Origin of the sequence: Cellulomonas avistercoris (genome assembly GCF_014836445.1) — a bacterium.
GTDB classification, from domain to species: domain Bacteria; phylum Actinomycetota; class Actinomycetes; order Actinomycetales; family Cellulomonadaceae; genus Cellulomonas; species Cellulomonas avistercoris.
In genome coordinates this window covers 53,817-67,531 of record NZ_JACSQV010000015.1, presented here as the reverse complement: position 1 = coordinate 67,531, position 13,715 = coordinate 53,817, and the positions used below count along the sequence as shown (strand labels likewise).

The following is a 13,715-nucleotide window of genomic DNA, read 5'->3' as shown; positions in this document are numbered from 1 at the left end:
CGCCACCTCGCCGAGCTGCTGGGCGTGGGTCGGGGCACCATGTCGCGGCAGGTGACGCGCCTGGAGCGGATCGGCCTCCTGACGCGCACGGCGGACCCGCACGACTCGCGCAGCCAGCCGCTCACCCTCACCGAGGAGGGCGCGAGGCGCCTGGCGCACGCGCGCAGCGGCCGGCAGCAGTACCTGCGCGACTCGCTCGCCGCGTGGCGCGTCGAGGAGCTCACGCACCTCGCCGAGCTGCTCGCGCGGCTCAACGACGACCTGGTCCAGGACGGCGAACGGTCCGCCGGCCCGGGCTGATGCCGGGCGCGGCGGACCGTCGTGCGCGTCGCGCGGTCAGGGGGCGGGCGTCGTCTCCGCCTGCGCCTCCCTGGCCGCCGCGGCCTGCGCCGCGAGCCGCTGCTCGAGCCCCGACGCCCGCCCGAGCGGCACCTCGCGCAGCGCGAGCACCGCGACGAGCGCCAGCAGCGCGATCGGGGCGCCGATGAGGAAGAGCTCGGCGACGCCCACGCCGAACGCGTGCTCGACGACCTGGCGGACCGGCCCCGGCAGCGTCGCGAGGTCGGGCAGCGAGGTGGCCCCGCCGGAGCCGAGCGCGGACGGCGGCACGCCGATGCCGACGAGCCCGTCGACCATGAGGTGCGACACGCGGTTCGACAGCACCGCGCCGAGGGCCGAGACACCGATCGCGCCACCGAGCGTGCGGAAGAACGCGACCGTCGCGGTGCCCGCGCCCATGTCGGTGATGGGCAGCGTGTTCTGCGTCGCCAGGACGAGGTTCTGCATGAGCATGCCGACGCCCGAGCCGACGACGAGCATGTAGAGGCCGACGAGCGTGAAGCTCGTGCTCTCGTCGATGGTGCCCATGAGCCCGAGGCCGGCGGTGAGCAGGACGGCGCCCACGACCATGATCTTCTTGTAGCGGCCGCTGCGGGAGATGGCGCGGCCCGACAGCGTCGAGGCGAGGAACGTGCCGACGACCATGGGGATGGTCAGCAGACCGGACTCGGTGGGCGTCTTGCCGCGCGCCAGCTGCATGTACTGGCTGAGGAAGACCTGCGTGCCGAACAGCGCGACGCCGACGGCGACCGACGCGAGGACCGTCAGGACGACGGTGCGGTTGCGGAACAGGTGCAGCGGGATGATCGGCTCGGCAGCGCGGGCCTCGACGGCGACGACGGCGACGATGCCGAGTGCGGCACCGCCCACCATGACGGCGGTCTGCCACGACATCCACGCGAACGACGAGCCGGCGAACGTGATCCACAGCAGCAGCGTGGCGATGGACGCCGAGAGCAGGACCGCGCCGGCCCAGTCGATGCGGACGCGGCGTCGCACGACCGCGGGCAGGTGCAGCGTGCGCTGCAGCACGATGATCGCGGCGACGGCGAACGGCAGGCCGACGAAGAAGTTCCAGCGCCAGCCGGCGGCGTCGGTGATGACACCGCCGAGCAGCGGGCCGCCCACCATGCCGACGGCCATCACGGCGCCCATGAGGCCCATGTACCGGCCGCGCTCGCGCGGGCTGATGATGTCGGCGATGAGCACGGTGCCCAGGGCGGTGAGGCCGCCGGCGCCGATGCCCTGCAGCGCGCGCATGCCGATGAGCATCTCGGTGCTGTGCGCGAGGCCGGCGAGGGCCGAGGAGATGACGGAGACCGCGAGCGCGAGCTGGATGAGCAGCTTGCGGTCGACGAGGTCGGCGAGCTTGCCCCAGATGGGCGTCGAGACCGTGGTGGTCAGCAGGGTCGCGGTGACGACCCAGGTGAACGAGGACTGGCTGCCGCCGAGGTCCGTGATGATGCGGGGCAGGGAGGTCGAGACGACGCTCGTCGCGAGGATCGAGACGAACATGCCCAGGAGGATCCCCGACAGGGCCTCGAGGACCTGCCGGTGCGTCATGGGTGCCGGCGAGGCCGCCGGCTCGGCGGCGGTGTCGCCGACGGGGGTGCTGAGGGTGCTCACGCGTGGTGCTCGCTTCCGGGGCGCGGGGACGGGGTCGACCGGGCTTCGTCGGCGGTCGGGTCGGGGCGCGGGGGCTCACCGACAGTTGCTTGGGGCAACCCTACGCTCGATCGTTACCCAAGGCAACGTGTTTCGCACCACGCGTGGGCGACCAGGGTCGCGACGCGTCGTCCCGGTCCTCGGGACGACGCGTCCCGGCCCTCGAGCCGTCGCGCGTCAGTCGGACGCGACCCGGCCCCGCCGCTCGACCTTCAGGCCCTCCATGTCCTCGAGCTGCACGCCCTTCGTCTCGGGCACCTTGGTCAGCACGAAGAAGAACGAGATCAGCGCGAACGTCGCGTACATCAGGTACGGCACGGACGCGCCCCACCGGTCGAGCATCTCGGGGAACGACAGCGTGATGAGGAAGTTCGCCACCCACTGCGCGGAGGCCGCGATGCCGAGCGCAGCGGCGCGGATGCGGTTCGGGAACATCTCGCCGAGGAGCACCCACACCAGCGGTCCCCACGTCGCACCGAAGAACACGACGAACGCGTTCGCCGCGACCAGCGCGACCACGCCCCACGCGCCGTCCAGCGTGATCTCCTCCCCGGTGCCGGTGGCGTTCATGAACGCCACCGCCATGGTCCCCAGGGCGGCCGTCATGCCCGCCGACCCGATGAGCAGCAGCGGGCGTCGTCCGACCTTGTCGATGAGCCCGATCGCGATGAACGTCACGGCCACGTTGGTCACGGCCGTGATCGTGGAGATGAGGAACGACTGGCTCTCCTCGAAGCCGACGGCCTGCCACAGCGTCGTGGAGTAGTAGAAGATCACGTTGATCCCGACGAACTGCTGGAACACCGAGAGCAGGATCCCGACCCACACCACGGGCAGCAGCCCCAGCACCGGGCCGCGCAGGCTCGCCTGGTTCGTCAGCTTCTCGTCCGTCCGGATGGTCTGCTCGATCTGCGCGACGCGCTCGTCGGGGTCCTCGTCGGGGCCCAGCACGTCGGCCAGCACCGCGCGCGCCTCGTCCTGCCGACCCAGCGAGACCAGGTAGCGCGGGGACTCCGGGATGCGCAGCGCGAGGATGCCGTAGACGGCCGCCGGCACGACGCACACCAGGAACATCCAGCGCCACGCCTCGAGACCGAACCACAGCTCCTGCGCCGCGCCGCCCGCCGACGTGGCCAGCAGCTGGTCCGACAGGAGCGCCGCGAAGATGCCGAGCGTGATCGCCAGCTGCTGCAGCGAGCCCAGACGCCCGCGCATCGCCGCCGGCGCGATCTCGGCGATGTACGCCGGGGCGATCACGGACGCGATGCCGATGCCGATGCCCGCCACGACCCGCCACAGCGCGAGGTCCCACGCCGCGAACGCGAGCCCGGACAGGATCGAGGAGACGAAGAACAGGACGGCGCCGAGCACCATGACGCGCGTACGGCCCCACCGGTCCGAGAGCCGCCCGCCCAGCCACGCGCCGAACGCGCAGCCCAGCAGCGCCACGGCGACGACCAGCCCGGTGACGACGCCCGACAGCGCGAACTGACCCTGCACCGCGTCGACGGCACCGTTGATGACCGAGCTGTCGAAACCGAAGAGGAACCCACCGACGGCCGCGGCGACCGCCAGGACGACGGCCTTGCCCTTGTACCGGCCGGGTCGAGCCGACGAGGACGGCCCGGATGTCGCGTCGGTCATGGTCCGCACCCCCCACCCGGGCCCCTCCCGGTCAGACCCCACTGTGAACCGCGGCACCCCGCACCGCACGTCGACACCGTGCGGGGGGTGGTGGAGCGCGCCGCGGCGAGGGATCATGCCGCGGTGAGCGCGGACGGGACGGGGACGGGCGGAGCCGGGACGGGCGACGCGACGGGCGGCGGCGCGTCCGGAGGCGGTGGCGGCGGACGCCGGCACCACCGGCCGCTCGTCGTGGACCCGGCGGTCGCCGACGAGCTCCCGGGCGACCTCGACCCGGCGCTGCGCGACGAGATCGCGCACACCACGGCCAACGCCCTGGTCCACCACGGACGGGCGACCGAGGACCCGCAGGTCGTCGCGCGGCTCGTCGCCCTGGTCGAGACCGAGGGCCTCGACGTCGTCGCCGGGATGTGGGCCGACAGCCCCGCCGACACGCTCCCGGGTGCCCTGTGGCGGCTCTACGTGCTGCGCGAGTGGGTGCGGCGCGACCCCGGGACGGTCGCCGACCGCTACCGCCAGGGGGTCGCGGCCGCTCCCGTCCACGACGTCGTCGCGGGCGTCGTCGAGATGCCGGGGCCGGACGACGTGCGCACGGTCGCGGACGCCGTGCTGTCGGGCGTGTACACCGGCGACCTCGCGACGGCGCTCGAGCGGGCGGCCGCGTTCTGCCAGGTGCTGGCCACGGGCGCGGCGTTCGACGCCGACCACCTCGACGTGCTCGACCCCGGCGCGGCCGCACGCCAGACCCGCGGTGCCGCGTCCCTCGTGCGCACGGCCGAGGAGCTCGCGCGCGCGGCGCAGCTGTGGCGGGCCGGCAGGCTCGAGTGACCCTCGCCGCGTACACTGGTCGGCGACGCCGGGTCGGTAGCCCCGGGCTCCATCATCAGCCGCTTCGAGCGGCCTCGCGCCGTCAGGCGCTCCGGCCCGGCGTCCTCGCACGAAACGGTTCTCCTCATGGCCCGCCGGGCCACCGGGACGAGGGTCCGGCACAACCGGCGTTCACCGCCCGTTAGGCTGGGCGTCGCCCCGCTTCCCGGGGGCACACCACCAGTCGATGACCCGGAGACCTCCGTGCGCCTGCGCCTGACACCGCGCGACACCTCGTACTTCGACCTCTTCGCCGCATCCGCCGTCCATCTCGTGACGGGCGCGAACCTGCTGGCGGAGATGCTCGGAGCCGATCGCGCCACCCGCAAGGAGCTCAACAAGCGGATGGCCGCGACCGAGCACGCTGCGGACGACGCGACCCACACGATCATGCGGCGTCTGAACCAGACGTTCGTCACACCGTTCGACCGTGACGACATCTACGACCTCGCGTCGAGCCTCGACGACTGCATGGACTACATGGACGAGGCGTCCGACCTCATGGTCCTGTACAAGATCGGGGAGCTCCCGGCACGCGTGTCGGACCAGGTCCAGGTGCTGCAGCGCGCCGCCGAGCTGACGGCCGAGGCGATGCCCCGGCTGCGCTCGATGGAGTCCCTCCAGGAGTACTGGGTCGAGATCAACCGCCTCGAGAACCAGGCGGACAAGTCGCACCGCAAGCTGCTCGCGGAGATGTTCGACGAGATCGCCGACCCGATCCTCCTGATGAAGCTCAAGGAGATCGTCGAGAAGCTCGAGGACGCGGCGGACGCCTTCGAGAAGGTGGCCAACACGGTCGAGACGATCGCGCTCAAGGAGTCCTGAGCCGTCGTGGAACCTGTGCTGGTCGTCTTCGTCGTCGCGCTCGCTCTCGGGTTCGACTACACGAACGGTTTCCACGACGCCGCCAACGCGATCGCCACGTCGGTCTCGACGCGCGCGCTCACGCCGCGGGCGGCGCTCATCATGGCCGCGGTCATGAACTTCCTGGGCGCGCTGCTCGGCACCGAGGTCGCCGAGACGATCGCGACCCAGATCGTCGACCTGCAGTCGGCGTCGTCCCACAGCGCGCTCGTGGTCATCCTGTGCGCGCTCGTCGGCGCCATCACGTGGAACCTCGTCACGTGGTGGTTCGGGCTGCCCTCGTCCTCGACGCACGCCCTGATCGGCGGGCTCGTGGGTGCGGGCCTCGCCGGCGGGTTCGGCGTGTACGGCAGCTCGATCGTCGAGAAGGTCGTCCTGCCGATGGTCTTCTCGCCGGTGATCGGGTTCACCCTCGCGTTCTTCGTGATGGTCGGCCTGCTGTGGCTCATCCGCAACCGCCCGCCCGCGCGCACCAACCGCCGCTTCCGGTTCGCGCAGACCGTCTCCGCCGCCGCCATGGCGCTCGGCCACGGCCTGCAGGACGCGCAGAAGACCATGGGTGTCATCTACCTGGCGCTGCTCACGGCGAACTGGGCGGACCCCGACGACGGCATCCCCCTGTGGGTGAAGCTCGCGGCCGCCGGGGCGATCTCGCTCGGCACGTACGCGGGCGGCTGGCGCATCATGCGCACCCTGGGGCGCAAGATCATCGAGCTCGACCCCGCGCGCGGTTTCGTCGCCGAGTCGGTCTCGGCCGTCGTGCTCTACGTCAACGCGTTCGCCCTGCATGCGCCGGTGTCGACCACGCACACGATCACGTCCGCGATCATGGGCGTCGGCGCGACCAAGCGCCTGTCGGCCGTGCGCTGGGGTGTCGCCAAGAACATCGCCGGTGCGTGGATCCTCACGATCCCCGCCGCCGCCGCGGTCGCGGCCGTCGTGTTCTGGATCATCCACCCGATCCTGGGCTGAGCCCCGTCAGTCCGCGGCCGTCGCGGACGAGGTGTGGCGCTCGACCGCCAGGACGCGGGCACCGCGCGGTGTGGGGCCGGTGTGCGCGACGAGCAGCTCCGCCGGCGCGAGGAACGGGTTGTCGTGCGGCAGGGCGTCGGCCACCTGCCGGCGGCTGTGCTCGGCCAGCACGCCGAGCACGGTCGGCAGCACCGGCCGGTGGGTGCACACCACGGTGTCGGTGTCGGTGGGGTCGTCGATCAGGTCGTGGACGATCGCGCCGACGCGCGCGGGCGACTCGTCGTGCCGTGCCTCCGTCAGTCCGTCGGCCACCTGCGGCTCGAGGCCCGCGGCGGCCGCGTACGGGGCGACGGTCGCGCTGCACCGCTCCCAGCGGCTCGTGACGACGCGGCCGACGCCGAACGCCGCGAGCACGGGCACCGCGGCCGACGCCTGCCGCAGCCCCAGGCCCGTCAGGGGCCGGTCGGCCTCCTCGCCGCCCCACAGGCTGCGCTTGCGCGCCTGCCCGTGCCGCGCGACGACGAGGGCCCGGGTGCGCAGGCGCCCGCGCGCGTGCGCCTCGACGAGCGCGTCCAGGGGGCGTCGGTCCGCGCCGCGCGTGACGCGACGCGCGGCGTCCTCCACGTCGAACCACTCCCACGCGTCGATCTCCGTGCGGGCGGCGTGCCGCACCGAGGGGCGGGCACCCAGCGGTGCGTCGTCGCCGCGGCCGCCGACGCGTGCCGCCCAGTAGTGCACGAGCTTCTGGCGGCCGTCGGACAGGCGGTACTCCAGACCGGGCAGCGGCACACCGAGGACCACTGCCATGCCGGTCTCCTCCTCGACCTCGCGGACCGCCGCGACCGGCGCGATCTCGCCCGGGTCGAGCTTGCCCTTGGGCCACGACCAGTCGCGGTACCGCGGGCGGTGCACGAGGGCCACCTGCAGGTGGCCGGCGCGCACGCGCCACACGAGGGCGCCGGCGGCCTGGACGGGGACGGGGGAGGACGCCTTCACCGGGCGGCGCCGGGGCGACGCCTCTGGCGGTGGATCAGCACCTCCTGCAGGTCCACGAGCGGACCGTCGGGGCCCATGTGGTGCCGGACCCACTCACCGTCGGGCTGCAGCCACCAGGACGAGGTGCCGTCGTCCATCGACTCCTGGAGGTACTCGACCAGCTCCTGCACCTGGCCCGGCTCCGCGACGCGCACGAGCGCCTCGACGCGCCGGTCGAGGTTGCGGTGCATGAGGTCGGCCGACCCGATGAAGACCTCCGGGCCCTCGAACCCGTCCTCGCCGCTCGTGCCGGCGCTGTGCGCGAACGCGAACACGCGCGAGTGCTCGAGGAAGCGGCCGAGGATCGAGCGCACGCGGATCGTCTCGGACAGCCCCGGGACCCCGGGGCGCAGCGCGCAGATGCCGCGCACGTTGATGTCGACGGGCACTCCCGCCTGCGACGCACGGTAGAGCGCGTCGATGATGGCCTCGTCGACCATCGAGTTGACCTTGATCCGGATCCACGCGGGCTCGCCGCGGCGCGCCGCGTCGGCCTCGCGCTCGATGCGCTCCAGGAGGCCCGACCGCACCGAGCGCGGCGCCACCAGGAGACGGTGGAACCGGGACTTGGGCGCGTAGCCCGACAGCTGGTTGAACAGGCGCGTGAGGTCCTGGCCGACGTCCGGGTCCGCCGTCAGCAGCCCGAGGTCGGTGTACAGCCGCGCGGTCTTGGGGTGGTAGTTGCCCGTGCCGACGTGGCTGTAGCGCCGCAGCCCGTCGGCCTCCTGCCGCACGACCAGCGAGAGCTTGCAGTGCGTCTTGAGGCCCACGATGCCGTAGACGACGTGGACGCCCGCCTCCTCGAGCTTGCGGGCCCACGAGATGTTGTTCTGCTCGTCGAACCGGGCCTTGATCTCCACGAGCGCGAGGACCTGCTTGCCGGCCTGTGCTGCGTCGATGAGGGCGTCGACGATGGGGGAGTCGCCCGACGTCCGGTACAGGGTCTGCTTGATGGCCAGGACGCTCGGGTCGGCGGCGGCCTGCTCGAGGAACGTCTGCACGGACGTCGAGAACGAGTCGTACGGGTGGTGCAGCAGGATGTCGCGGGCGCGGATCGCCGCGAACACGTCCGTGGCCGACGCGGACTCCACCTCGGCCAGGTGCCGGTGCGTCACCGGGACGAACCGCGGGAACTGCAGCTCGGGGCGGTCCTGGTCGGCGATGAGGTTGAGACCCGTGTGGTCCAGCGGCGCGGGCAGCTCGTACACGTCGTCCTCGGACATGCCGAGCTCGCGCACCAGGAACTTGCGGACGCGCGGGCTGATGCCCTCGGCGAGCTCGAGGCGGACCGGCGGGCCGAAGCGGCGTCGCAGCAGCTCCTTCTCCATCGCCTTGAGGAGGTTCTCGGCGTCGTCCTCCTCGACCTCGAAGTCCTCGTTGCGCGTGATGCGGAACGTGTGGAACTCGCGGACCTCCATGCCGGGGAACAGCATGTCGAGGTGCTGGGCGATGACGTCCTCGACGGGGACGAACGACATCGGGCCGCGCTCGGGGGCGGCGGTCTGCGGGACGGGCGCCGAGGGCCGGCCGGCCGCGTCGACCGCGATGTAGCGGGGCAGCAGCGGCGGGACCTTCACGCGCGCGAAGTGCTCCTTGCCGCTGGCCGGGTTCACGACGCTCACCGCGAGGTTGAGCGAGAGCCCCGAGATGTACGGGAACGGGTGCGCCGGGTCCACGGCCAACGGTGTGAGCACCGGGAAGATCTGGCGGCGGAAGAACTTGTGGAGCCGGTCCTGCTCGGCGTCGCCGAGGTCGTCCCAGCGCACGATCGTGATGCCCTCGCCCGCCAGCGCCGGCTGGACGTCCTGCGTGAAGACCTGCGCGTGGCGCTCCATGAGGGCGTGCGCGCGCTCGCTGATCGCGTCGAGCACCTGGCGCGGGGACAGCCCCGACGCCGCGGTGACGGCGATCCCCGTCGCGATGCGGCGCTTGAGCCCGGCGACACGCACCATGAAGAACTCGTCGAGGTTGGACGCGAAGATCGCGAGGAAGCGCACGCGCTCCAGCAGCGGCAGGCTGGTGTCCTCCGCGAGCTCGAGCACACGCTGGTTGAACGCCAGCCAGGACAGCTCACGGTCGAGGAAGCGGTCGTCGGGCAGGGCCTCGTCCGGCGCGGGTGACGGGGACTCCGGGGTCTCCACGTGCTCGGCGATCCGCTCGGCCAGCGCCGGATCGATCGGGGGTGCGTCGGTCATGTGCCCATCGTGGCATCGTCGGGTGAACTCGTCGTGTCGTGCTCGTTCACCTGGACGAGGGGTGTCCCGTGCGGCGGGCTGCCCGCCGCAGGCGGACCGAACATGACGTCGACGGCCGTGCGCGTGAATCCCGCGCGCTCGTAGGTGTGCACCGCGACGGCGTTCTCGGCGCCCGTGTAGAGGATCACGGTGCGCAGCCCGCGGTCGCGCAGGTGCGCCAGCCCGAGCGACGTCAGCGCCCGGCCCATGCCCAGCCCCTGCGCGAGCGGGTCGACGCCGACCACGTAGATCTCGCCGACCTCCTCGCCGGGGGCACCGTCCGGCGCGTCACCCGGGGGGTGGACCTTGGTCCACACGGAGCCGAGCAGGCGGCCGTCGCGCTCGGCCAGCAGGAAGCCCGCCGGGTCGAACCACGGCTCGGCCTCGCGTGCCCGCAGGTCCGCCGACGTCATGCGCCCCTGCTCGGGGTGGTGCGCGAAGGCGCGGGCGTTGACCCGCCGCCACGCCTCCTCGTCCTGGCCGGGGACGAACGCGCGCACCTCGACGCCCTGGGGCAGCCGCGCGGGCGCCGGCGGGTGCTCCGTGACGTCGACCGCCATGCGCAGCAGCTCGCGGACGACGACCATGCCGACCGCCTTCGCGGTGGCCCTGGCGGCGGGCAGGTCGCCGTGCGCCCACACCTGGAGGCGGCGCCCCGGGACGCGCTCGGCCTCCTGCGCCGCACGGGCCAGGAGCGCGCGCGCGACGCCGCGACGCCGGTGCGCCGGGTCCACGACGAGCTCGGCGCGCACGGTGGTCGAGCTGCCGACGTCGAGCTGGGCGTACCCCACGAGCGGTGCGTCGGTGCCCGCGGGTGCGGCGGCGTCCTGCTCCGGGCCGAGCGAGGCGAGCAGGTGGACGACCGGCGCCTCGTCGTCGGACAGCCACAGCAGGGGCTGCTCGGACAGCGGCGGCACGCGGTCGTGGCGGGCGGCCGCGTGGTGCAGCGCGCGCACGGCGTCCGCCTGCTGCGGCGGCAGCGGGCCGTCGACGGCGGCGAGCGACGTCGGGACCCCGATGTCGGACGGCATGCGCCCATCCCATCACGGACCGCGCGGCGGCGGGTGGAACTCCGGGTGATCCACCGGGGTGACGCGTCACCCGCACGATCGCCTTCGACCTGCGCGCAGCCGGTAGCGTGGACGCGCCATGCCCCCTGCTCCCGCCGTCACCCCGCTCGCGGGCGGCCGCCGCGCGCGCCGGCAGCCGCGGGGCCCACGCACCGTCGACGTCGACGTCGTCGTCGTCGGGGCCGGCCAGGCCGGTCTGTCGACGGCGTACCACCTGCACCGGACGGGGCTCGTGCCCGTCGGGTCGCCCGGCTGGGAGCGGGCACGCGGCACGTTCGTCGTGCTGGACGACAACCCCCGCGCCGGCGGCGCGTGGCAGCACCGGTGGCGCTCGCTGTCGATGGCGGACGCCCACCGGGTCCACGACCTGCCGGGCATGCCGCTCACCGTCGCCGACCCCGCCGAGGCGGCCGCGGACGCCGTGCCGTACTACTTCGCGCAGTACGAGGAGGCGTTCGGGCTCAACGTGCAGCGCCCCGTCCGGGTGACGCGCGTCGAGCGGGCGTCCGACGGTGACGAGCCGCGCCTGCTCGTCACGACCCGGCACGTCGACCACCCCGACGAGGTCGTCGTGTGGTCGGCGCGCGGCCTCGTCAACGCCTCGGGGACCTGGGGCAAGCCGTTCTGGCCCGCCTACCCGGGCCGTGCGACGTTCCGGGGCCGCCAGCTGCACACGCGCGACTTCCGCACGGCGGCCGACCTCGCGGACGGGCACGTCGTGGTCGTGGGCGGCGGGACGTCCGCCGTCCAGCTGCTGCTGCAGATCGCCGAGGTGACCACCACGACCTGGGTCACGCGCCGTCCGCCGGTGTGGCAGGACGAAGAGCTCACCCCCGAGCTGGGACGGGACGCCGTCGCACGCGTCGACGAGCGCGTGCGCGCGGGCCTCGTGCCCCAGTCAGTGGTGTCGGTCACCGGCCTGCCGCTCACGCCGGCCTACCGCGCCGGGATCGCGTCCGGCGTGCTGCGCGCACGCCCGATGTTCGCGCGCATCGTGCCGGACGGCGTCGAGTGGGACCAGCCGGACCCGGCCGAGGGGGAGACCGGCGGCAACATCGTCGGGGGACCCGGCGGCGGGGTCGCCGACGGCGGACCGGTCGGCGGCGGCGGAGCTGAAGGGGGACCGGTCGGCGGCGGCGGAGCTGAAGGGGGACCGGTCGGCGGCGGGGTCGCTGAAGGGGGACCGGTCGGCGGCGGGGTCGCTGAAGGGGGGCCGGGTGGTGGCGGGGTCGCTGACGGGGGACGGGGCGGTGGCGGGGTCGCTGACGGGGGACGGGGCGGTGGCGGGGTCGCTGACGGGGGACGGGGCGGCGGCTGGGTGGACGGGCCGTCCTCCGTCGCGGCCCGCACGATCCTGTGGGCCACGGGCTTCCGCGCCTCCCTCGACCACCTCGCGCCCCTCGGGCTGCGCGCACCGGGCGGCGGCATCGTGATGAACGGCACCGAGGTGGTGGCCGAGCCCCGCGTCCAGCTGGTCGGCTACGGACCCAGCGCCTCGACGATCGGCGCCAACCGCGCCGGTCGCGAGGCCGCCCGCAACCTCCGCCGCGCCCTGCGCTGGTGACCCGGCGGTGACCCCGGCGGTGACCGGGCGGTGACCGGGCAAGTGGTCACGTCGTCGACCACTTCCCGCCTCCGGCGTGCCGGATGTGACCACTTCCGCTCGCTCAGGCCGGGAGGCGGGCGCGCAGGCGTGCCCGGCCCTGCGGGGTCAGGGTCGAGGCGCGCAGGAGCGCGAGCCACGGGCGGAGGCGGGCGGGCCGGTGCGTGCGGCCGAGCGCGGCGTCGATGTCGCGCAGCACCCCGGCGGGCGTGGCGCACAGGTCCGCGGCGACGTAGCCGCGCCGCGTCCACCCGACGGCGATGAGCGCCCGGTCCCGCCGGAGGTCGCCCGCGTGGGCCCGGGCGCTGCGATGGACCCCGCCGTCGTACTCGTGGAGCACGCGCGTGCCCGGCAGCCACAGGTCTCCCCGGGCCACGAACGCCCCGTCCGCCGACGTCACGACGTGCTGCGGGACCACCGTCGCCCCCACGCTCACGTGCAGCACCCGCAGGAGGGTCTCCCAGGGCGACTCGCTCCGGGGGTCGGCGATCGCGAGCGCGCGACGCAGCAGCGGGGCGCCGCGGCTGCGGGCCGCGGCGGCGTCGGCGACCTCCTGCGCGGAGCACCCCGCGCGCAGGGCGGCGTCGACCAGCACGACGAGGTCGAGCAGCGCCAGGTCACGGGCGCAGGCGAGGAGGGTGGCGGCGGGTGCCGTGACGCGCACACCGTCCACGGTGACCGTCGGGACGTCGCGCACCGTCCGGGTGACGCGGAGCCCCGCGCGGCGCGAGCGCGCCTCGTCACGGGGCTGGTCGACCAGCACGGGCAGGTCCGCCGGCAGCTCGGGCAGCCACCAGCCGTGCAGCCGCGCGGCCGTGAGGTGGGAGAAGGCCGCGGACGCGGGCAGCAGGCTCTGCCACGCCGTGACGTCCGGGGTCGCCGGGCGGCGCTGGAGCCCGTGCGCGACGCGCACCCAGCCGCGGCCGGGATGGCGGCCGACGTGCACCGCGTGCGTGGTGTCCTGCTCGTCCGTCTCCATCCCCCGAGCCAACCCCCTCACCCCGTACCGGCGGCCCGGGCGGCGCGGACCTGTGGACGCCGGTCACCCACCGAGGCCCTGTGGTCGGCCGGCACCGCCGACCGCCCGACGACAGCGCTCGCCCGACGGGACCGGGCCGGCGGGAGTGGCCTGACGGGGGAGTGGCCTGACGGAGGAGTGGTCTGACGGGGAGTGGTCACATCTCGGCAGCGCCGGCACTCACGTGGTCACGTAGGCGACCACTTCCGGGCGGCGTGACGTGCGGGTGTGGCCGGTGCGCGGGGGTAGGAGGTGCGCGGGGTACGGGGTGCGCGGGGGTAGGAGGTGCGCGGGGTACGGGGTGCGCCGGGGTAGGAGGTGCGCGGGGTACGGGGTGCGCCGGGGTGAGGGGGTGCGCGGGGTGGGGGTCGGGGCCCCCCCCGGCGGGGGGGGGGGCGGGGCGC

11 protein-coding genes are annotated in these 13,715 nt (G+C 74.2%); 5 read left to right on the top strand and 6 right to left on the bottom strand.

Annotated features, from left to right (window positions below; all coding sequences use genetic code 11):
- Positions 1 to 300, top strand: a 300-nt coding sequence (locus H9657_RS19265; RefSeq protein ID WP_225215453.1) for a MarR family winged helix-turn-helix transcriptional regulator, incomplete at its 5' end; no start/stop codon positions are given.
- 36 nt (positions 301 to 336) lie between these two features.
- Here the strand turns inward: H9657_RS19265 and H9657_RS15960 are convergent.
- The gene (locus H9657_RS15960) at positions 337 to 1,902 is read right to left on the bottom strand and encodes an MFS transporter (protein ID WP_191784446.1); all 1,566 of its coding nucleotides are present in this window, start codon (positions 1,900 to 1,902) and stop codon (positions 337 to 339) included.
- A 279-nt stretch (positions 1,903 to 2,181) separates the two neighbouring features.
- Entirely contained in the window at positions 2,182 to 3,648 is a 1,467-nt protein-coding gene (locus tag H9657_RS15955; protein WP_191784414.1) for a sugar porter family MFS transporter, read from the bottom strand.
- 231 nt (positions 3,649 to 3,879) lie between these two features.
- On the opposite strand from H9657_RS15955, the gene H9657_RS15950 reads away from it, so the two are divergent.
- From H9657_RS15950 to H9657_RS15940, 3 genes are all read left to right on the top strand, one after another.
- Positions 3,880 to 4,476, top strand: a complete 597-nt coding sequence (locus H9657_RS15950) for a hypothetical protein (protein WP_191784445.1) — start codon at positions 3,880 to 3,882, stop codon at positions 4,474 to 4,476.
- 243 nt (positions 4,477 to 4,719) lie between these two features.
- Positions 4,720 to 5,340: a DUF47 domain-containing protein gene (locus H9657_RS15945; protein ID WP_191784413.1), complete on the top strand. Its 621-nt coding sequence runs from the start codon at positions 4,720 to 4,722 to the stop codon at positions 5,338 to 5,340.
- A gap of 6 nt (positions 5,341 to 5,346) precedes the next feature.
- Entirely contained in the window at positions 5,347 to 6,351 is a 1,005-nt protein-coding gene (locus H9657_RS15940; RefSeq protein ID WP_191784412.1) for an inorganic phosphate transporter, read from the top strand.
- A gap of 6 nt (positions 6,352 to 6,357) precedes the next feature.
- Here the strand turns inward: H9657_RS15940 and H9657_RS15935 are convergent, their stop codons facing one another.
- The 3 genes from H9657_RS15935 to mshD are packed head-to-tail and all read right to left on the bottom strand — an operon-like array spanning position 6,358 to position 10,651.
- Entirely contained in the window at positions 6,358 to 7,347 is a 990-nt protein-coding gene (locus tag H9657_RS15935) for an NUDIX domain-containing protein (RefSeq protein WP_191784411.1), read from the bottom strand.
- Entirely contained in the window at positions 7,344 to 9,581 is a 2,238-nt protein-coding gene (locus H9657_RS15930; protein WP_191784410.1) for an RNA degradosome polyphosphate kinase, read from the bottom strand. Before H9657_RS15930 ends, H9657_RS15935 begins: the two co-directional genes overlap by 4 nt.
- Positions 9,578 to 10,651, bottom strand: a complete 1,074-nt coding sequence (gene mshD, locus H9657_RS15925) for a mycothiol synthase (protein WP_191784409.1) — start codon at positions 10,649 to 10,651, stop codon at positions 9,578 to 9,580. The genes H9657_RS15930 and mshD overlap by 4 nt, the downstream gene beginning before the upstream one ends.
- A gap of 118 nt (positions 10,652 to 10,769) precedes the next feature.
- Here mshD and H9657_RS15920 point away from each other — a divergent pair, with 118 nt between their 5' ends.
- On the top strand, positions 10,770 to 12,254 hold the full coding sequence (locus H9657_RS15920) for an NAD(P)-binding domain-containing protein (RefSeq protein WP_191784408.1): 1,485 nt from the start codon (positions 10,770 to 10,772) through the stop codon (positions 12,252 to 12,254).
- Positions 12,255 to 12,357: 103 nt separating this feature from the next.
- Here H9657_RS15920 and H9657_RS15915 read toward each other — a convergent pair whose 3' ends face one another.
- On the bottom strand, positions 12,358 to 13,272 hold the full coding sequence (locus H9657_RS15915; RefSeq protein ID WP_191784407.1) for a hypothetical protein: 915 nt from the start codon (positions 13,270 to 13,272) through the stop codon (positions 12,358 to 12,360).
- Between the last annotated feature and the right edge of the window lie 443 nt (positions 13,273 to 13,715).